At 62.9% G+C, this 20,636-nt stretch carries 16 protein-coding genes; 13 read left to right on the top strand and 3 right to left on the bottom strand.

Annotated elements, in window-relative coordinates; genetic code table 11:
• The first annotated feature begins 380 nt into the window (after positions 1 to 380).
• Positions 381 to 1,394 (top strand): asparaginase, encoded by a 1,014-nt coding sequence (locus C2L80_RS04750; protein WP_103262771.1) that lies wholly within the window; start codon positions 381 to 383, stop codon positions 1,392 to 1,394.
• An 18-nt stretch (positions 1,395 to 1,412) separates the two neighbouring features.
• On the opposite strand, the gene thpR is transcribed toward C2L80_RS04750, so the two are convergent.
• Entirely contained in the window at positions 1,413 to 1,937 is a 525-nt protein-coding gene (gene thpR / locus C2L80_RS04745; protein WP_239938714.1) for an RNA 2',3'-cyclic phosphodiesterase, read from the bottom strand.
• A gap of 195 nt (positions 1,938 to 2,132) precedes the next feature.
• Between thpR and C2L80_RS04740 the strand changes: the two genes are divergently transcribed.
• Positions 2,133 to 5,102 carry a DEAD/DEAH box helicase gene (locus C2L80_RS04740; protein WP_103262769.1) on the top strand — a complete coding sequence of 990 codons (2,970 nt, stop codon included), beginning with the start codon at positions 2,133 to 2,135 and terminating at the stop codon, positions 5,100 to 5,102.
• 55 nt (positions 5,103 to 5,157) lie between these two features.
• Here C2L80_RS04740 and C2L80_RS04735 read toward each other — a convergent pair whose 3' ends face one another.
• A complete protein-coding gene (locus tag C2L80_RS04735; protein WP_420820258.1) occupies positions 5,158 to 7,341 on the bottom strand; it encodes a HelD family protein in 2,184 nt (727 codons plus the stop codon).
• A gap of 269 nt (positions 7,342 to 7,610) precedes the next feature.
• A complete protein-coding gene (locus C2L80_RS04725) occupies positions 7,611 to 8,030 on the bottom strand; it encodes a peptide deformylase (RefSeq protein ID WP_087198290.1) in 420 nt (139 codons plus the stop codon).
• Positions 8,031 to 8,667: 637 nt separating this feature from the next.
• Between C2L80_RS04725 and C2L80_RS04720 the strand changes: the two genes are divergently transcribed.
• The 11 genes from C2L80_RS04720 to C2L80_RS04670 all read left to right on the top strand — a co-directional run bounded on the left by C2L80_RS04720 (position 8,668) and on the right by C2L80_RS04670 (position 19,960).
• Positions 8,668 to 9,909 carry an LCP family protein gene (locus tag C2L80_RS04720; protein ID WP_103262767.1) on the top strand — a complete coding sequence of 414 codons (1,242 nt, stop codon included), beginning with the start codon at positions 8,668 to 8,670 and terminating at the stop codon, positions 9,907 to 9,909.
• A 52-nt stretch (positions 9,910 to 9,961) separates the two neighbouring features.
• Complete coding sequence (locus tag C2L80_RS04715) at positions 9,962 to 10,612, top strand: YveK family protein (protein WP_087198286.1); 651 nt, start codon at positions 9,962 to 9,964, stop codon at positions 10,610 to 10,612.
• Positions 10,613 to 10,624: 12 nt separating this feature from the next.
• Positions 10,625 to 11,446: a CpsD/CapB family tyrosine-protein kinase gene (locus C2L80_RS04710; protein WP_103262766.1), complete on the top strand. Its 822-nt coding sequence runs from the start codon at positions 10,625 to 10,627 to the stop codon at positions 11,444 to 11,446.
• Positions 11,446 to 12,099, top strand: a complete 654-nt coding sequence (locus tag C2L80_RS04705; protein WP_087198282.1) for a tyrosine-protein phosphatase — start codon at positions 11,446 to 11,448, stop codon at positions 12,097 to 12,099. Before C2L80_RS04710 ends, C2L80_RS04705 begins: the two co-directional genes overlap by 1 nt.
• A gap of 492 nt (positions 12,100 to 12,591) precedes the next feature.
• Positions 12,592 to 13,479 (top strand): helix-turn-helix transcriptional regulator, encoded by an 888-nt coding sequence (locus C2L80_RS04700; protein ID WP_157941013.1) that lies wholly within the window; start codon positions 12,592 to 12,594, stop codon positions 13,477 to 13,479.
• Between the two features lie 417 nt (positions 13,480 to 13,896).
• On the top strand, positions 13,897 to 14,988 hold the full coding sequence (locus C2L80_RS04695; RefSeq protein WP_087198278.1) for an ornithine carbamoyltransferase: 1,092 nt from the start codon (positions 13,897 to 13,899) through the stop codon (positions 14,986 to 14,988).
• Between the two features lie 169 nt (positions 14,989 to 15,157).
• Positions 15,158 to 16,303 carry an agmatine deiminase family protein gene (locus C2L80_RS04690; RefSeq protein WP_239938708.1) on the top strand — a complete coding sequence of 382 codons (1,146 nt, stop codon included), beginning with the start codon at positions 15,158 to 15,160 and terminating at the stop codon, positions 16,301 to 16,303.
• A gap of 267 nt (positions 16,304 to 16,570) precedes the next feature.
• Entirely contained in the window at positions 16,571 to 16,792 is a 222-nt protein-coding gene (locus C2L80_RS04685; protein ID WP_087198274.1) for a hypothetical protein, read from the top strand.
• Between the two features lie 11 nt (positions 16,793 to 16,803).
• A complete protein-coding gene (locus C2L80_RS04680) occupies positions 16,804 to 18,237 on the top strand; it encodes a purine-cytosine permease family protein (protein ID WP_103262763.1) in 1,434 nt (477 codons plus the stop codon).
• Between the two features lie 213 nt (positions 18,238 to 18,450).
• Entirely contained in the window at positions 18,451 to 18,948 is a 498-nt protein-coding gene (locus tag C2L80_RS04675; protein ID WP_129589894.1) for an McrC family protein, read from the top strand.
• A gap of 64 nt (positions 18,949 to 19,012) precedes the next feature.
• Complete coding sequence (locus C2L80_RS04670; protein ID WP_087198714.1) at positions 19,013 to 19,960, top strand: restriction endonuclease; 948 nt, start codon at positions 19,013 to 19,015, stop codon at positions 19,958 to 19,960.
• The last annotated feature ends 676 nt before the right edge of the window (positions 19,961 to 20,636 follow it).

Below are 20,636 nucleotides of genomic sequence, written 5' to 3'. Positions count from 1 at the left end.
AGGGATGGCGGAAAGGGTGGAAGAGAGGCTTGAAGGGGCCGATCAAGGGTGGTCCCAGGTGCGCGAGGGGCGAGAGTCCTTGGACGCGGTGGGCAAAGGCTCGGAGGCACGAGAGCGCGGAACCGGTGGCGCGAGGGGCGCGATAGGCGCGGCCCCGGAGGCGCGAGAGCGCGGACCCGGAGACGCGAGGGGCGAGGACCCGGATCCGCGAGGGGCGCGGGCCCGGGGCTCCAGCGCGCGAGGGCGCGCTTCGGGGCCGTTTTGCGCAGCTGCCCTTGACCGTGCGATCGGCCGGCTTCTATACTGGGGCGCTGCGTTCGTCGCGCGCGTTTTGCGGGCGCGACGGCACGCGCGATAGCGAGCAACGAGGAGCCGGCGTCATGAAGAACATCCTGCTGATAGCCACTGGCGGCACGATCGCCTCGGTCGAGGACGGGGGCGGCCTTCGGCCTGCGCTCGCCGGGGAGGAACTTGCGCGATACGTGCCCGAGGTCGCGGGCCTGTGCGAGCTCGACGTGGTTCAGCCCATGAACATCGACAGCACGAACATGCGCCCCGCCGACTGGATGCGCATCCGCGACGAGATCGTGCGCGCCTACGATGCCTACGACGGCTTCGTGGTGCTCCACGGCACCGACACCATGGCCTACACGGCCGCCGCGCTGTCCTACCTCATCCAGGAAAGCCCGAAGCCCATCGTGCTCACCGGGTCGCAAAAGCCCATGGCCAGCCCTTTCACCGACGCGAAGCTCAACGTGTACCAAAGCCTGCTCTACGCCGCCGACGACCGCTCGCGCGACGTGTCGGTGGTGTTCGGCGGCGCCGTGATCGCGGGCACTCGCGCGCGCAAGCAGCGCACTATGAGCTTCAACGCGTTCTCGAGCGTGAACTTCCCCGAAGTCGCGCTCATCAGAAACGACCGCATCGTGCGCGCCGGCGCTCCGATGGCGACGCGTACGCAGGGCGAAGGCGGTGGGAGCGCGCCTCTCGTCTACGACCGGCTCGACGAGCGCGTGTGCGTGCTCAAGCTGATGCCGGGCATGAATCCCGAGCTCTTCTCCCTGCTCGCGCGCGACTACGACGCCCTCATCCTCGAGACGTTCGGCGTCGGCGGCGTTCCCGCCTACGGCGGCTTTCAGCGGGCGCTGTTCGACTGGGTGGACGCGGGCCGCACGCTCGTACTGACCACGCAGGTGCCCGAGGAGGGGTGCGATCTGGGCGTCTACGAGGTCGGGCGCGCCTTCGCCGAGCACCCCGGCATCCTCGATGGCGGCGACATGACCACCGAGGCGCTCGTGGCGAAGACCATGTGGGCGCGCGGGCAGGCAAGCGACGCCGACGAGGTGCGCGCGCTGTTCGGCCGCGTGGTGAACCACGACCGCACGACGGCGTGAGGCCGTTTCCCGCAGACGCTATCCGACGAGGCGCACGGAGCGAAGCGGCTCGTATGCGGCTCCGTCGCGGCGAAGCGTGCTCTTGAACAGCGTGGCCGTCTCGGCCTGGTTGGCGAGCGGGAAGGGCAGAGGCGGCAGGTTCCCGCGGGGGATGCGCGCGCGGCGCGCGAGCGTGACGTGGGGCTTGAACGGCTTGCCGTCGAAGGAAAGCTCGCGCGCGGCGAGCTCTTTCCGCAAGCGGGCGGCAAGGTGCTCAAGCTCCGGGGATCGCGCGATGCCCAGCCAAAGCGTCGCGTCGTCCTGGCGGCCGAACGTGCCGAGGCCTGCGGCGCGCAGCGGGATACGGGGAACTTCCGCGCACGCAGCTTCGAGTGCGTCGGCGGCAACCAGAGCGTCGGCCTTGGGCACGTCGCCCAGAAACGCGAGCGTGAGGTGGCGCGCCTCGCGCGGCACGAAGCGCCCCTCCACGACTGCCTCCAACCGGCGGGCGAGCGCCGATACGTCATCGGCGAAGCGTTCGGGCAACTCGAGGGCGGTGAACATCCTCACGACAGCCTCCTTTCGCAGCGGAGCCGTTTTGGCTTGGAGCTATTGTAATCTTCCACTCCGCCTTCTTCGGCGTTGCGCTCCGAAGTGTTGAACCGTCCCTTGTCTTCGACGAGTTCAATCATACTGTTATAATCGAAGGCAGAAGCGGTGCGGACGGTCGCGACTTTTCGAATTTGGAGAAGAGGGCGAATGGGGAAGAAACACGGAAAAGCGCGCAAAAGGCTTCTTGCGTACTTCGAAGAGGCCGCGAGGATAGCCGGCGAGGCCGGTCCGGATGCGACGCCCGGGCGCGACTGTTACCGGGATGGCCAGGCGTTCTACTCCCTGCTTTGGTACTTTCGCAACTGCATCAACGACGATCTGGATCGAAGTCGATCGGATCGCTATTCGCCGCTTCTCGACGCGTACCTCGGAGCCGACATCGCTGGCGTCTTTCACCCTCCGGCCCTCGATTCGCGGCAGACGCGCGCCGAAAGGGAGCTGGTCGAGCGCTTGTTCCCGCAAAGCGCGTACCCTCTCAACGGCAACCAGCGCATCGCCATGCACAAGGCGCTCCATTTCCCGCTGTCCATCATCAAAGGGCCGCCGGGCACGGGCAAGACCGAGGTCATCTTGCGCATCGTCGCGATGGCGGTGGCGCGCGGCGAGCGGGTGGCCGTCGTGTCGACGAACTCCGCGGCGGTGCGAAACGTCGAGGAGAAAGTGGGGAAGGCGCTCGCGCGTTACGGGCGCAAAAGCCCTGCCGAAGCGCGCGAGCTGTTCGAAGCCGACCTTGCCTACCAGGCTGCCTGCAAGCACGTCGCCCTCGGCAGCAAAGGCAATCGGGAAAGGGCCGTCGATCCGCTGACCGGCGCGCACCTGGCGTTCGAGTCGGGAGAGCATGTGTTTCCCAACGGCGAGGCCGTTGCGGGTTGGGAGCTGAACAAGGAGTTCGATTCCTTCACAGCCAAGTTCCCGTTCGTCACGAGCACGGTGCATTCTTTGAAAAAGTGCTTCGCCGACGGCGATGCCAAGCGCTACGACCTGCTGGTTATGGACGAGGCGTCTCAGACCAACCTCGTCGTGGGAATGGTCGCTCTGAGTTGCGCGCGCAGGATCGTGATCGTCGGCGACGAGGAGCAGCTTCCTCCTGTGGTCAGCGACGACTACCGAGCCGCCGTGAAGAGCGTCTCCGACGACCTCAAGCTGTTCAAGAAAGGAAAGCGCGCATCGCCTTACGACATGGCGCGCGAGGGGCACAGTTTCCTCTCGTCGTGCTACGAGGTTTTCAGCGAGAGGAATCCCGAGTTGCGCACGATGCTCACCGAGCATTACCGGTGTCATCCGGCCATCATCGGATTCTGCAACGAGGCGGTGTACGACCGCAAGCTGCAGGTCAAGACGCCCGTGCAGGGAGATGGCGTCCCGTGTCCCATCAGGATATGCTGGTACGAGGGCGACTATCGCGAGAGCGTCTGGCCGCCGACGGCTCCCCCGGAGGAGGAGCCCAACAAGAAGCTGCGCGCGACCTGCGTGAACCGAAAGCAGTTGGCGATTCTTCGGGAAGAGGAGGGCAAGCGGCTGCGCAGCCTTGCGGCTGACGGGAAATCCATCTGCATCCTCTCGCCGTTCAGGGGGCAGATCTACCTGCTGGGGGCGTTCATCCGCCAGCTGCTCAAAGACGTTGTCGCCGAAGGCGAGATCGAGCTGGAGACAGACGAGGAAGAAGGGCGCGAAGCGGTCGAGCCCGAGCGGGTGTACGCGCTGACCGTCCACAAATCGCAAGGGCGGGAGTTCGACGTCGTGTACCTTCTTCCAGTCGAGGACGGCAATTGGGAATGGCCGTGGTCGCAGGGCCGACGGCTGGTGAACGTGGCGGCGTCTCGTGCGAAAGAGGAGCTGCGGGTGATCCTGTCCGCGAAAATCCTCGACGGGGACACCCAAGAATGGCTTGCCGGACGGCAGGCGTATGTCAAGAAGCCGGCGAAGCGCGAGGACGATCCGGAAAACCAGGAGATGTTCGTGCGCAAGCTCGTAGAGTACACGCGCCGAACGATTGACGGGCTTTCAGGGGAGGATGCCGAGCGCCAGCGGGCCGACCGGACCTTCGGATTCTGCCGAACGGCCATCGCGTCGGTGTTCGACGACATCCCCTTCGAGCAGCGTCCGAAGAGAAAGGACGGGGATTACGCCCCTGAGCGATGCGTCGAGAAGGCGTTGAAGGCGATGCGCCTTCCCGGGTTGGCGGTTGCGAAACGGGTGACGTTCGACCGGGTGCTGCTTGAAGGAGGCCGCGTCCGGTTGAGCGACTGCTGCGGGGGCGGATACGAGTGCCCGTCCGAGGCGCATTTCGATTTCGTGGTCTTCGAGGCTGCGACCGGTCGGGTGGTGATGGCCATCGAGGTCGATGGGTGCAATCACCGCTTTAAAAGGAAGAAGGGGCGTATCGACTGCTCCCAGATACTTGCGGACGACACCAAAAACGTCGTGGTGCGGGACGTCTGCCATGCGACGCTCGCGTGGTTGGGTCCCATTCGCGACGGGTCTTTGCCTCGAGGCGTCGAAGGGCTGAGGACGGGTCGGGACGATTGGACGTGCTTCCCGAGCCGGATAGGGGCATCGTCGTCGTTCGTGTTCCTGCGCATTCCGTCGGATGGCAGCACGTTCTGGGAGACCGACGCATTGCGCCAAAAGGCGCGCAGCGTTGGTGCGGGCGAGCTCGTAGCCAGTTCCTTCGAGCCCCCGACCATCGAGGAGTACATCAGGGTGCAGCAGGGGGTTTTCGAGAAGGGCGAGGCTTCGGCCGTGTGCATTGCCGAGGACGCGAGGCGTGCGAAGGAGTCGGTTGCCGGCGATCGTCGCGAAGCCGTCTCCGTCGTTTCGGATGATCGTCCGATGAAGATCACGGCGTGCTTGGAAGAGTGGAGAAAAGACGCGCGGCTCGCCGAGCTGCTGGAAGGGGTGAGCGCCGCCGATCTGAACGCGCATCTGGTGCGGGCGGGATACCAGGTTCTCGAAGGCGGGGATTTCCGTCGGCGCATCCCCACCGAACGGGGAAGGGGCATCGGCATGACCTCGTTCCACGGTCGGAGCGCGGACGGGCCGTACGTCTGCCCGGAGTACTCTCGGGAAGCGCGCGATTGCCTTGCTGCGCAGATGGAGGAGATTCTGCGGGCGTAGGCGACCCCGATCGCGCCGAAGAGGCCGGGCTTTCGCCGGTGTCCCCTCTCCGTCTTCAGCCTTTGCGCAAAAGCGGCGTCAACTCGCCGTGCGCGAGGACGACGAGGGAGCGGGTGGCGCGCGAGAGCGTGGTGTAGAGGCGCCGGCGCGAGAGCGGGTCGTCGGCGGGGAAGACGCGCTCGGACGCGTCCGGCACGATGACCCGGTCGAACTCGAGGCCCTTCGCCAGCTTGAGCGTGATGAGCACGACGCCTTGCGCGGGAAGCGACGCCGTGTCGTCCGCGAGCGGGGGCGCGTCGTCGCCGAGCAGCTTCTGCAGGCGCTTCGCCTCGTGCTTCCAGGGGGCGATGACGGCGGAAAGGCCCTCGTCATCGCGCGCTGCGGCCACGGCTTCGCGCAGCGCGGCAGCATAGGCCGCCTCGTCGGGGCAGGAAACGATGGCTGGCGGCTCGTCAGCCCGCTGGACGGCTGAGATGTTCGCGCGCTCGTCCTCGCCGAGCAGGCTTGCGAACAGCTCGGTGATCTCGGGCGTCGAGCGGTAGCTCGTCATGAGACGGCATTCCTCCACCGGCCCGCGCGCAGCCTCGAACACGGCGCGCACCTCGTCGAACGTGGCCGTGCCCGGCGCGATGGCCTGGTTCGGATCGCCGAGCAACAGGAAATGCGCGCGCCGGAAGTAGCGCGCGAGCACGGCCAGCTGGGCGGCGGTGTAGTCCTGCACCTCGTCGATCATCACGTACTTCGCATCCGGGTTGCCAAGGCCCGTGAGCGCCATCTTCAGGTAGAGCCACTCGAGGGGCGAAAGGCCGTCCGCGTTGAGCAGGCGCATGCCGACGCGGTCGATGCGCAGCCAGTCGTCGTTGTCCACGGCGGCGAACGCGTCGGCGTACCGATCGCGCAGGTAGCGCAGCGCAAGCGCGCGCTCCTCCTGCTCGTCGGCCGGCGCGATGGCCTCGTGGAAGATGCGCAGCTGCTCGTCCAGGCTGAGGGTGGAAAGCGCGTCGAGCGTCTCGTCGGCCCCGGCCATCTGCGCAAGCCGGGCCTCCAGGCGCGCGTGCAGCTCTTCGCGCATGAGCGTGACGCGATGCGGTCCGGCGGGGATGCGGCGCAGCTTGTCGGAGAGCTTGCGGATGGAATCGGCCGAGACGAGGCGTACGTCGCGCACGCGGATGTCGCGGAAGTCGAACGCGTCGAACTCGAAGTCCCTCACGGCCGCGTCGATGCGCGCGAGCGCCGCGAGCGGTACGTTCGCCTCGCCGACGCCGCGGTCGGGCGGCAGGAGGCCGCGTGCGAACTCGTTCCAGGTGAGGCTTTCCGGATTGCGCTCGCCGAGGTCGGGCAGCACGCCGGCGATGTAGTCGCGGAACACGGGGTTCGGCGTGATGAGGAAGACCTCGCGCGCGTCGAGGCTGCCGCGCATCTGGTAGAACAAATACGCGATGCGCTGCAGCAGCACGGACGTCTTGCCGCTGCCCGCGATGCCGCTCACCAAAAGCACGGGCACGTCCTCATGGCGCACGACCTGGTTCTGCTCCTTCTGGATAGTTGCTGTGATGGCCTGCATCTGCGCCGTGCGGCGCTTCGAGAGCGACGCGAGCAGAAGCGAGTCCTGGATGGCCACGGTGGTGTCGAAGTAGGCGTTCAGGCGGTCCTCGTCGATGTCGAACTGGCGGCGCAGCTTGAGGTCCACGTCGATGGTGCGCCCGTCGGCCACGTACGACGTGGGGCCGGTGTCCTGGTTGTAGTACACCTCCGCGACAGGGGAGCGCCAGTCCACGACGAGGCGGTGGTACGCCTCGTCTGCGATGCCCGCCGTGCCGATGTAGAGCTCTTTGGGCTTCTGACCGGGCTTGAACTGGAGGGCCACCTTCGCGAAGTAAGGCTGCTTGAGCAAAAGCTCGACGTTCGCAAGCCTCTCCGCATCGGCGTCCTGCGCGAGGTTGTAAGCGTCGATCACGCGGTTCATGGCGGCGAAGTCCGCGTACGTCTCCATCGCGTCGGCGTACGTGGCGAAGTTGGGCGCAAGCTCCTCGGACATGGATCGCTTGTCCGCAGCTGCTGCCGCGCGCGTGCGCTCCATCTTTCGCACGAGTTCGCGCCCGATCTCCTGCAGCTTCGCGTAGGTGTCTGAAAGGTGCAGCTGCTCCTCGCGGAAAACCGGGTCGTCGGACGGGGCCAGCGTGTCTGTTTGCGCCTCGGATTGTCGGTCGTTTGTCGTGTGCACCGGTTCTTCTCGCACGTCTATCCTCGTTTCGAGCCTTGGCGACGCATGCCGCCCTTGCGGCCCGCCGCCTTGTTCGGCCCGATGCCCGCGCGGGATCGGCCGGATGCAGGCATCGGCAGGGGCCTCGAGGCGTTTTTTGCGGCCAGCGCGCGCTGCCAGCGCCCGTTTCGCGTGTCGTACGCGCCGTGCGCACCGTTGTGCGATGCGTCCATCGGTCGACCTCCTTCGTCCCTTCGAGTCCTTTTTCGGCTTACTGTCGCCTCCGCTTGCCTCAGGCCGCCTCGCTACACCAGCTTGCCTTTGCAGTGGTCGATCATGTGCTGGACGATCTGCGCCGTCCAGCCGGTGAAATCGCGCTTGCGCGGCTTGAGCGCGCCGTCTGCCAGTTCGTCGTAGGCCACTTTGATGCGGTCGAAGCGGGTCACCTTCGACTCCTCGTCGCGCGTGAGGCACCCTTCGGTCGTCTTGAACGCGCCGAGGGCGAGCTTGAGGACGGGGTTGTACATCACGTGCGCCTCGTCGTTCTCGTCGAGGTAGGCGACGATGCTCTTCGTCACGCCGATCTGGTTGGCGGCCAAACACGCCGCGTCTTCGAGGGACGCCAGCGTGTCGAGCAGATCCTGCGCCACGTCGACGTCGTCGGCGGTGGCCGCCTCGCAGGGCTTCGAGAGGAGGGCTTCGTCCTTCACGAGTTCTTTGATCATGGTCGCTCCTTGTCGATGCGGGCCGCTCTCGCGCGGCTCGAAAGGTGGGTGGCATATGGTTCGAAGAATTCTATCACGAGGTTCTTAGGGCGCGAGGGCTCTTTCCGGCTCGGTTCCTTTCGCCGCGCGCCTTTTCTTGCACTTGCACGGTCTTGTGCCTGAGCGACCCCTTTCTTCGCGGATGACCTCGCTGCAGACGAAGTGGAGCCCCCTCCCTCCGCGACTGCGCAGCCCCTTCTTGTTGCGAACCGCTTTCTTGCGGGCGCAGCGGGAAGCTCCCGTCCCCGCAGTCGCTTTCGGCGTGGCGCCCTCTTGTGGGCGCGGAAACAGGCTTTCGCTTCGTCCTCCCGATGCGTCTGCGAAGGTTCCCTATGGATCGCCTTTCTGCGGATGTGGTGGAGGTTCCTCCCCTTCATCTGCTCGACCAACTTGCCGATACGGTGGAATTTTTTCGCATCGGAACAGCGAAGCGGGGATTTCCTGACCTGCCCTCATGGAGAAAATGTCGTAAGGGGGGGGGGGGTGCTCAAATGCCGTCTTGTTGCCAAATCGTTGGGGAGTGCGTATGATGGCTTTTGCTATTCTGACAGAATACGAGACGTCTTCGCGCCCACGGCGCGTTCAGGAGAGCGTTTGCATGCAGGATCGTCCCCACAACGAGCCCGGTAAGGCTGGCGAGCAGCCTGTTCGGGTGAATCGCGCCGCCGCTTCGCACGGCGCTGACGCGCGCCGCCGGCAAACTCCTTCCGGCGCTCATCGCGCGCCCGCATCCGGCCAAGCGCGCGCAGCGGGAGCGTCCGCTTACCGGCCCGTGGGCCCCGATCTCGCCAAGTCCCAGGACATCATCCGCGTTCGCAAGAAGCGCAAGAAGCATTCGGGCCGCAAGGCGCTGCTCATCGTCCTTGCGGTGATCGTTTGCGTGTTCGGCGTGGTTGGAGGGGCCGCTGCGCTGTACTTCAATTCCATCAACCAGGCGCTGTCGTTCGACGACAAGGAGACGATCGAAAGCCTGAAGTCCGTTCTCGAGCCGGTGGTTGTCGATGACGAGAGAGGCGAGCAACCCTACTACGTGCTCGTGCTCGGCTCGGACGCGCGCGAGGGCGACACGGCGTCGCGCTCCGACGTCATCATCCTCACGAGGGTCGATCCGAGCGACGGCCTCATCACCATGGTGTCCATTCCCCGCGATACCATGGTCGAAATCGAAGGGCATGGCCGCCAGAAGATCAACGCGGCGTACGCCTATGGGGGCGCGGCGGGCGCCGTCGAGGCGGTCTCGTCGTTCGCCGGGGTTCCCATCAGCCATTATGCTGAAATCCATTTCGAAGAGCTTGAAACGCTCGTCGACATGCTGGGAGGCGTGTGGGTGGACGTGCCCGTCACCAACGACGAGACGGGTTCGAGCAACTCGGGTGTGCGCATCGAGGCCGGCGAGCAGCTGCTCAACGGCGAGCAGGCGCTTGCGTTCGCCCGCGAGCGCTACGGCTACATCCGAGGCGACTTCCAGCGCGCCGACAATCAGCGCATCCTCGCGGAAGCCATCGTCAAGAAAGTGCTCGACTCCTCGCCGATCGACCTTCCCGGAACCGTCCAGCAGTTGGCAAGCTGCGTGAGCACCGACTACGGTTTGACGGATATCATCGACCTGGCACAGCAATTCCAGTCCACGTCGGCGACCTTCTACTCGGCGCTCGCGCCGTCGTCCACGACGACGCTCGATGGCGTGAGCTACGTCGTGGTCGACCCCTCCGGTTGGGCGGCCATGATGGAGCGCGTTGACGCCGGCGAGGATCCCAACGCTGCCGGGGGCGAAGCGGCCGCTTCCAACGAGGCCTCGACAGAGGGGGAGTCTCCCGGTGCGGAAGCGGATTCGGCGTAGCCGACCCGAATCTCCACCCAAGTGACCGATTCGACATGCGCAAAGGACATTCATGACCCTGCTCGAACTCATCAAGCTCATACGCAAGCACCTGGCGCTCGTCGTGGCGCTGCCCATCGTGTGCGCCGTGGCGACGGCCGCCTTCGCGTGGCTCGCGCTGCCGAACCAGTATTCGTCAAGCGTCTCGATGTACGTGCTGACCAAGGCAAGTGCTGAAGGCTCCCTTGCGAGCACGGACCTCTCGGCCAGCCAGCAGCTTGCCAACGACGTGGCCACCCTCATCACCGACGAGCGCGTCGCGGAGGACACGGCGAGCGCCCTTCAAATGGATTCGCTCAAGGGCTACAAGATCTCCGTGGCCAGCGAGTCCACCACGCGCATCGTCACGCTCACTGTGACCGGCGAGTCCGCTCAGTCCGTGGCCATCATCGCCAACCAGCTGGCCGCCACCACCGACAGCGTGGCGCAGGAGGTCATGGACGTGCAGGCCATCAACGCCATCAACGAGGCGAAGGAGCCCGCCGCGCCCTCCGGGCCGCCCCGGGCCATGTACACCGCCGTGGCGTTTCTGGCGGGCATCTTCTTGGCCGTTGCCATCGTGGTGGTCATCGACATGGTGAACACGCGCGTGCGCAGCGCCGAGGAAGCCGAAGAGCTGCTGGGATTGCCGGTCATCGGCCGTATCCCCACCATCAAGGGTTAGGAGGGAAGAGCCATGGCCAAGAAGAAAAAGCAATCGTCGAACCAGCTTGAGATCCAGAACGCCGCGAAGACGCTGTTCGCGAACATCCGCTTCATGTCGGTGGACGACCCCATCAAGTCCATCGTCATCACGAGCTCGGTGCCCAACGAGGGCAAGTCCACCGTGTCGGTGAACCTGGCCCAGGCCATCGCCACGTCGGGCAAGCAGGTGCTGCTCGTGGAGGCCGACATGCGCCGTCGCAGCTTGGCGACCATGCTGGGTGTGAGGCCATCTGCCGGCCTGTACGCCGTGCTCACGGATGCGGCGCCGCTCAATGTGGCCGTCACCGGCACTGCGACGCCGAACCTGCACTTCCTCGACACCGAGCCGAACATCCCCAATCCAGCCGATCTTATCTCCTCGAAGCGGTTCGGACGCCTTGTGCGCACGCTCGAGGAGCGCTACGACTACGTGATCTTCGACATGCCGCCTGTGGGCACGTTCGTCGACGCGGCCATCCTGTCCACGCTCGTGGACGCGACAGTCATGGTGGTGCGGCCCAATCTGACGAAGCGCGCCGAGCTTACTGGGGCCTACGAGCAGCTTCAGAAGGCGAACGCCAACGTCATCGGCGTGTGCGCCACGTTCGTGGAGGGTTCGGGTTCCGAGTACTACTATGCGTACTACACGAACTCGGGTGAGCGGGTGAAACCCGAAAGCGCTGCGGGCGGTTCGGGCGTTCCGGCGGCTGCAATGGCTTCCGGTTCTCGTGGCGGGCGCGGTGGTTCGCCCGAGCCTTCTGCGCGTTCGCAGACGCCGTACGGCGGCATGTCCCAGCGAGGAGCGAGGCGATAGTGCGCGACCTGCACTGCCATATCCTGCCCGGCGTGGACGACGGCGCCCCCGACCTCGAGGCATCGCTTGCGATGCTCGAGGCGGCCAAGCGTGTGGGCATCACGTCCATCGTGTGCACGCCGCATGTGCGCGACCCCTACTTCGACTACGAGGCCATGCTCGAGGCGTTCGATCTGCTGCGTGCGCATGCCGGCGGGTTTCCGCTTACCATGGGGTGGGAGGTCAACCATGCCAAGCTCATGGAGCTGGGCATGGAATGGGCCGATAGATTGCATTTCGACGGCACGAACGAGTTTTTGCTCGAGCTTTCCAGCCGTTGCCACAAGCACGACTTCGAGGTGTACGAGCGCACGATCTTCGAGCTGCAAGGCAAAGGGTACACGGTGATCATCGCGCATCCCGAGCGCTACCGGGCCATCCAGGAGGACGTCGGACTTGCGCGCGATCTCGTGCGGATGGGCTGCAAGCTGCAAGCTTCGGCTGACTTCGTGGCCGGTGGCCGTTTGGGCAAGGAGAAGCGTCCGGCGAAGCGGCTGTTCGACGAGAACCTCTACAGCTACATCGCAAGCGACGCGCACCGCGTCGAGCATTACGACCTCTTCGCCGAGGCGAAGCGCACCTACCGAACCCGCGGCGCCCACGCGCGCGTGTAGGGGAGGCCAAGGGGCTTCGAGCGGCGGTTGGCGGTGCGCGGTCGGAGCGCGTTGACGTCGGGGCTTCATGCGGTGCGTCTGCGACTTCCGGAGCGGATCGCCCTTTCGGCGGTCGAGGAAGGCCTTGCCGAGATCGACTCGGGGCGCAGGAGTCGCAGATAGACCGCAAACGCCTTTCGATCCATCATGGTCGAGCGCGTGCCTCCCATGATGATGCCGCTATTGGCGGTCGGCTTCCCTCAAGCGTCCGTCCTCGCAGATATGATTGGGATTCACAAGCGGCCGATGGCTTCGAGACGATGCGCTTCGTCTCGAATATTCTCAAGGAAGCATGGTGCGCTTGCTGTACAATAGGGCAATAGCGACCGTTCTGCATGCAGATTGGCGGCATCATGTTCTGCTTCGTTTCGACTCATGGGCGCGGGCGATTTGGTCCATGCGTCGACAAAAAGGCATCGAAGAGGGCGCTGTGATCATAGGTGGTGGTTGCCGATGCAAGAAGAACCGGAAATCAAGCGATCAAAGAAAAGCGATTTGATCCTCGGCGTCTATAGCTTGCCCATAGAGAACCTTCTCGTGGACTGCTGTCGTGGGCTTCGCGAGATCGTTCCTTTCGACCGATCGTTCACCAACCTCAACGATCGATCGAATCGGTTCAAATCGATCTTCAATTACCAAAGCGAAGACACTGATGAAGAAATGCTGGCTCAGTATGCCGACTACTACCATACGATCGACTTTCTCTCATGGTGTTACAACCAAAGGCAGCCGATGGTCTTTCGAGCAACAGACCTCGTGTATCCGGAAGTGATCGAGCGATCGCGCATCCATCGCGAGTGGGAAAGCCGTATGGGCGTCTTCTATACCGTGACGGTGTGCATTGCCTCGGATGACATTCTGTATGGGACCATCTCGCTTATGCGTTCGAAATCCCACGGTGACTTCACGGACGCTGAGGTGGGCATCTTGGACGACGTGAATCAGCACTTGTGCAATCGGTTTCACCTGACCTATCCCAACGGAGTGAACCGTTTCATGATGGACGCAAGCGTTGACCCCATTGCGGAGCGGTTTTCGCTCACGCCGCGCGAGTGGGAAGTGACGTGCTTGCTCATGCACGGTTTGTCGCGTGCTGAGATTGCCGGAAAACTCTGCATCAGCACGAATACCTTGAAGCGGCATGTGGCGAACATCTACCGTAAGGTCGGCGTATCGAATGTGCAACGGCTCTTCGCGGCGCTGAGCCATGCCGATGCCGCTGCGGCACGCGAGGGCGGCGCCTCGGGGAAGGGGGGGGGGTGCTCTTTCAAAGAGGAAACCTTGGATCAGGTCGGTAGCATGCTCTTTGAGCGCGCCTCCTTGCGTCGGCATGCTGCGTAGCGGCTGTTGCAGGAAAGTCGAAGCCGCGTAGCGCTCAAGGAGCGCATTCGGCATGTGCCCACGGACATGTGCCCACGGAAACGGGCAGACGTGCGGTGAATGCGCGTCTGCCCGCTTTGCGATGCGGATCCGAGCGATTCTGCGGCATTGCGTTGATGCCGGCTGCCGACGCGCTCCCGTTCGCCTCGCTCCTTCGTTCGATGGTTGCACGGTGGCTGCGCCATGCGCTTCGCCTCGTCCCAAAACATCGAAAACGCGTCGTCTGTACGCAATCATGCCAAGGTACCCTATCTGGAAGATGGCGCGAGGGGGTGATTGAGGGTTATCCCCTTCGGTTTGCATAATCTCGCACAAGGAATCCCGAAAGGCGGGATTCGGAGGTGCGGGGTTTGCCGCAAACTCGAAGGAGTGATTGTCATGAAGCACGAGCACTACATGGACATGAACCGCCTGAGTGATTGGAGCGTCGATCAGATCAACGAGCTGCTTGACGTATGTCTGTTGCTTAAGGAGATGGAGGAGAAGGGCGTTCGCCTCCCGCTTCTTAAGAACGTTTCACTCGCAATGATGTTCGACCAGCAGTCCACCCGCACGCGCGTCAGCTTCGAGACCGCCATGGAGCAGCTTGGCGGCCATGCGATGTTCCTCGACGGCAAGTCGTTGCATGCCGGCACTGGCCAGGAGACCATCCATGAGACCGCCGCCATCATCTCCAGCATGGCGGACGCCGTCATGATTCGCAGTCTGAGCCAGCAGGTCATCGACGAGTTCGTCGCTGCGTCGACCGTGCCGGTCATCAGCGGCATGAGCTGCGCCGAATTCCGCTCAGACGGTTTCGGCAGTCAGGAACAGCATCATCCCACCCAGGTCATAGCCGACCTGATCACCATGATCGAGCGCAAGCCGAAGGACAAGCAGCTCTCCGATCTGACGTTCATGTGGCTGGGCGATGGCGCCGACGGGTTCGACTGCGTGTTCATGGATCACCTGTCCTTGTTCCCGCGCTTGGGCATCCGCGTCATTTGCGCTGCTCCGAAGAAGTACTGGCCGAGCGACGAGATGCTTGCCAAGTGCCGTGCTCAGGCTGCCGAGGATGGCAATGGCGAGATCATCTGCACCGACGATCCGCTGCAATACGCTTCGGAAACCGATTTCTTCTACACCGGCGTCGTGAACTATCACAAGTTCGGCGTGAGCGAAGAAGAGGCCTTCCAGGTGTTCTATCCGAAGTACCAGATCAACGAAGAGCTTATGGCCCATGCTCCGAAGACCGCCTGGGTGCTGCACTACCTGCCCGGCAACCGCAACTGGGAGATGACCGACGCGGTGTGGGACGGCCCGCAATCTGCCCTGCTGCCTCTCGGCGAGAACCGTCTGTATGCGCAGCGCGGCATTCTCGTGTACATCCTCTGGCCGTTGCGTCGCAATACGAGTCCGGCGCTTGAGCACTACTATCAGGGCAAGGTCGAAGATCTGCTCACTCCTCGTCTCCATAACTACGATTTCTAATGTGCCCGGAGGGCGCCCTGATCGGCTTCCGGTTCGTTTCGGAGCGCCCTTCTCATTGTGCGTCGAAAGAGCCGTTTGGGGTTCTTCTATTCCTTCGATTTCGTTTGGAGGCTTCGAAATGCGTCAAATCACCGAATCGGAATCCACGCCTCAAGCAGATGGATTCTACATGCCTGCTGAGTTCGCCCCTCAGGATCGCGTGTATATGGGCTGGCCCAATCGGCCCGATACGTTTGCCTTCGGCGCCGTGCCCGCCCAGCGCACCTACGCGGGCATTGCGAACGCCATCTCTCGATTCACTCCCGTTGTCATGTGCTGCAATGAGGAAGATTATGCGAACTGCCAGTCAGTGTTCAAGGACAACGAGCGCGTTACCGTGATGGAGATGAGCATCAACGATGCGTGGTTCCGCGATACGGGGGCGACGTTCCTTGTGGACGGCAAGGGCGGCAAGGCTGCGACGGACTGGAATTTCAACGCGTACGGCGGGTTGGTCGACGGCCTGTACTTCCCTTGGGACAAGGACGCCGAGATTGCGCGGAAGATGGCTGACTACGTTGGCGTGCGCACGTACCGTCCCGACCACGTGATCCTCGAGGGTGGCTCCATCACCGTTGACGGCGAGGGAACCGTCATCGTCACCGATTCTTGCTTGCTGTCTGCCGGCCGCACCGCGTCGGCGCTGATTGCCGATGAGCCGGATGCTGGGGACTGGCCGCACTATGCGCGCAAGTATGCTCCGTTTAGCGAGGAGCTGCGCGCGTACATGACCGAGGAACTTAAGAAGTACCTGGGCGTCGAGAAGGTCATCTGGGTCAAGGAGGGGATAGACCCTGAGGTGACCAATGGGCATATCGACGACTGCGCTACGTTCATCGCGCCGGGCGTGGTGGCTTGCATTTGGACCGACGATCCCGACTATCCCTTCTACCGCCAGTGCCATGAGATCTACGAGACGTTGTCCAACGCGACGGACGCCAAGGGCCGCAAGCTCAAGGTGCACAAGCTCCCCATGCCTGAAAAGCCGTGCTTCATGTCGGAGGAGGAGGCGAACTCGATCGACCTTGTGAACCCGCGCACCGCGCAAGACGAGCCCCAGATCGCTTCGTACATGAACTACCTCGTGACTAATCATGGCTGCATCGTTCCCCAATACGGCGACAAAAACGATGCTCTGGCGGTCGAAACGCTTCAGAAGATCTATGACGAGACGTGGGGTGCGGGAGTGTATCGGTGCATCGGCGTCGATTCTCGCCAGGTCGTGTATGGCGGGGGCAATATTCACTGCATCACCCAGCAAGAGCCCAGCGCCTAAACGAAGAGGCTTCGCAAACATATTTTGCTCGATACCTTCAAGTTTTGTCTTGGGTTGCCGAGCGGCTTCCCGGTCAGAGCATTCGTGTGGCGTGAGTTCTTCGGATGAACGTTGAGCTCACGCCACGTTCGTTGAGAGGCCGAAGCGACATGCCGGCTGTTTGCGTGCGTGTGACAGAGACAATCGTAATCGTCTTCTCGGCAAGAAATGAGACCGGGTTTCCAAAGGGGCTGGAGAACGTCTTGCGACTTCGTAAGGAGGGAATCGATGAGCGACATCGATGAGGTCAAGTTGGAACTGAGCGGTAAGACGAACTTTGACGAAGAGCACGAAGGCGAGCTCTTCGAACGCATTTCGGAGGTCGAACGACAAGAGCGCGCTGGCGATCTTGTGCAGGGGTTGAGCAGGGGCGACTGCTGGCTTGTTGTCGCCATGCTTGCGGTGTTCGGCGTGCTGCCCGTGATCTGGTATGCGGTCAGGTATTTCTAGGGAGGTGTGCTATGGCAAACGAAGATATCAACAGCGAGGCTCAGAGCGAGTCGATGCCGGTTCTCAAAGACGAGCGTCCGTATGCTTTCAAAGACTATACGGTTGTCATCACGGGTTTTGCTTGTGCGGCATGGTGCTTCATCACCGGTGGATCGCTCGCGCTGTACGTCGGTGTGCAAACCGCGCTGGTCGCTTCCATTGCGGGCAACATCGTAGCGGTACTGCTCATGTCGCTTACCACTCAAGTGCTCAACACCAAGTACGGCGTCGACGCCTACACAGGCGTTCGGGGCGTGTTGGGCGGTAAGGGCACGAAAGTCTTTCTGATCCTTATGTCGGTTTTCGTCATCGCCTGGCTCATCATCCTTTGCATGATGGTGGCGAAAGCCGTGGGCCATATCGTGCTGGGCTTTACGGGGATCGACATCACCACGGGCGTTCCGGTGATCGTTCTGTCGCTTGTTGCGGGTGCGGTGTGCTGGTTCGCTGCCTGGAAGGGACCGGGGCTCATCAAGAAGCTGAACACCATCGTCGCCCCCGTGTTCGTCATCATCCTCATTTTTCTCGTTGTTGCCATTACCGGAAATTACGGCTGGGACACCGTTTTGAGCGCGCAGCCGCTTGCGCCGTTCGAAGATGAATGGATGAACTTCCTCATCGCATTCGAGTTGAGCATGGGCGCCGGTTTTTCGTGGTGGCCCAACATGGGTGGCGTGGCGAAGTTGTGCAAGACTACTCGAGCGGCGTTCTGGCCCAACGTTATCGGATTGGTGTTCGCAGCTACGTTGGGAACCGTGATGGGTGTTGCCGCGGCCTTGCTGATCGGCGATTCCGATCCGACGGCATGGATGATTCCGATGGGCGGGCTGGCTCTCGGCACGGTCGCCTTGGTTTTGGTGATCGGGGCCGATATCACCGCTTGCTCTGTCATGCTCTACAACTTGGGCATCGGGGTCAAGCAGGTGAAGAGCTTCGTCAAGCTGTCTTGGGGCAAGGTGACCGGCTTGATTACGATCATTGCGTTTATCGGCATGATCTGGGCAGAGCCGCTGTACGCTCGTTTCTACATCATCCTTGGCATTTCCAGCATGACGTGCGCTCCCATCGCCATGATGCATCTTGTCGATTACTACATCTTCAGGAAGCAGCATATTTCCCTCCGTGATGCGTACAACAACTCGAGCAGCTCGAAGTATTATTTCTGGGGTGGTTTCAATTGGGTTGCGATTGGCGTGTTCGTCGCTTCGATCGTGCTCTACCTGTTGATCTTCGATCCCTTTATGTGCATTCCCCAGCCGATCTTCAGGTACTGCAATGCTACGGTTGCCACCTGTGTATTCTCTTTTGCTGCTTATTACGTCTTGGGAAAGCTTCTGCTGGTGAACAGGGGAATCGGCGGGTTCTCCAATGTGGAGGGAGGCGGCGAATCGAGCCAGGCCGAGTAGTTGCGAGCATGGTGCGATGTCCCTTCCGATTAATTGCGGCAAAGCGGGAGGGGAAGCGGTTGCGATAGACGGCTCGAAGTTGGGCTCATAGGGCAACGGGCTTGCTGCGCCCGGGTCGAACGGTCGATCTTCGCTTCTTGCGCAGGCCGTTGTTTTGCGGGGCGCCATCTGCTTGGGCAGAGGGCGCCCTTTTGCGCGCGAATGGGCGATTCCATGTCGCGCGATGGACTGCTGCTTGTGTTCGGTGGCGGTGGGGTGGAGCGATGGAGTGGGCAGCGCTATCGAAGGCGCTTTCCCCAGCTGGGGGCGTTGTTGCGGAGGGTTTGCGCCGACAAGGCGGCTCCGCCGTTCGCCTCCCCCACCCGCATGCTCACGGACGTGTCCCTCTCGCATGGAGGGAGGACCCTCGTCATCGATGCGAAGTGCTACGTGGGGGGGGGGATCTCCATGAGCTTTGGCAAGAGGCACCTTGCTGCCGATCGTGCGTGCCCGACCTGTTATTACGCATCGTATGTGGGCGATGTCAAGCATGCTTTCGGCTTGCTGGTGCATGCCGGTACCGGCGAAGCGGACATGTGGGAGCGCTGGACGGACAACGGGTACCGGCTCGGATGCCGCACGCTGGATCTCGCGGGAGACTTCGACGCCGTCAGCGCAACTCTTGACGTGGTTGTGAGGGAGGCGTTCGGCTCGGTTGCGAGGAGGGGGTAGAAGTTGGCCGTGCTTCGAGAAACGTGCGATAATGATCGCTGTCGGCGATTTCGAGGAGTGCGGCATGGCGGTTCCCAAATATGACGAGATGATGCTTCCCGTGTTGAAGCGGCTTGGCGACGAGAGGGATTTCGAGCCTCTGACGAGCAAGCAGATCAGGGAGCACGTCGCCTTGCACTTCGCCTTGGGGGAGGACGAGCGCGCGGAGCAGATCCCGAGCGGCTTCGCGCGCTACGCCAACAACGCGCAATGGGCGTGCACGTACCTCAAGCAGGCGGGTTTGATAGCGTCCCCCAAACGGGGTTCGTTTCGCATCACGGAGCGAGGGCGCTCTTTGCTGGCGGAGGGCGTCGGGAAGATCGACAGGCAGATGCTCCTCCGCTATCCCGAGTTCCGGGAGTTCTTGAGCAGGGGCGGCAGGAAGGGCGATGCGGCAAGCCGGGAGCCCCTGAAGGGCGGTGCTGCGGACGCGGACGGCGGGGTGGCCCCCGAAGACGCCTTGGAGGCGTCCTTCGGCAGCATCAACGCGGCGCTCGCGAGCGAGCTCCTCGACGCGGTGGTCCAGCAGACCCCGGAGTTTTTCGAGAGGCTCGTGGTCGACCTGCTGCTGGCGATGGGCTACGGGGACGCGAAGGCGGGATCGGGCACGACGACGAAGCGGACCGACGACGAGGGGATCGACGGCGTCGTCCGCGAGGACAAGCTCGGGTTCAGCAGCATCTACGTTCAGGCGAAGAGGTGGGCCGTCGATAGGAGCGTCGGCCGCCCCGAGCTCCGGGCGTTCGTGGGGGCGCTCACGGGGGCGGGGGCGAGCAAGGGGCTGTTCATCACCACGGCGTCGTTCTCGTCCAAGGCGCGCGAGTACGCCGAGAAGCAGCACGCGGTGTCGCTCGTCCTCGTGGACGGAGGGGAGCTCGCCCAGCTGATGATCGCGCACGACGTGGGCGTCTCCGTTCGCCGCCGCTACGAGATAAAAGGGCTCGACAGGGACTATTTCGACGCGGGGCTGTGATGCGGGGTGCCGCAGCCCTCTTCGGAACCTCGACGGGCTCGATGCTGCGAGACTCGAGGATCGGGGCATCGCCATTGCGGGCATCTTGTCGGATTGCCTCGAACTGCGAAGGCTGAAAAGAATGCCGACATGCAACGGGGCTGACGTACGCTGGGTTCATCTTTGGACGCTTAAGATTGTTCGAGTGGTGGTTCATGCAGCATTGCCGTGAGAGGTTTACTCAGCTTGAGCCCCGACCCTTTTTATGAGGTTCGACAAAACTAGAAAGTGCAAGACTGCAATGCAAACCCGGATCCTTCCATCCGAATCTGCATTGCAGTCTTGCGTAGGATTCGGGTATTGCCGGAAGGTATCCTTTTGCACTCGCTTGATGGAGGGAGTGGTGTTCCAATTTGCCGCAAGACTGACTTTGCCGTTTCTCTCGCCGAGCACGACATCCACCCGTGTCCCCCCATATCGTAGACTATGGTCTTGGTGGTTTTCTCACGCCGCTGCTGTTTCTCTTTTCGTGATCACGGTTTGGCTTTGGCTTCGGTTGCGGCTTCAGTTGGGGGGTGCGGACGTTTTTCCGGACGGCCTAGGCGGCCAGCCCCAGCCGCCTCCTGCGGCCGGCTATCGTATCGTACACCTTGCGCCCTCCCTCGTCGAACGCCTTCAGCCTCCCCTCCCGGTACCA

Origin of the sequence: Rubneribacter badeniensis (genome assembly GCF_002899695.1) — a bacterium.
Classification (GTDB): domain Bacteria; phylum Actinomycetota; class Coriobacteriia; order Coriobacteriales; family Eggerthellaceae; genus Rubneribacter; species Rubneribacter badeniensis.
Note: the sequence above shows the minus strand (reverse complement) of the source record. Positions and strands in the feature narration are given on the sequence as shown.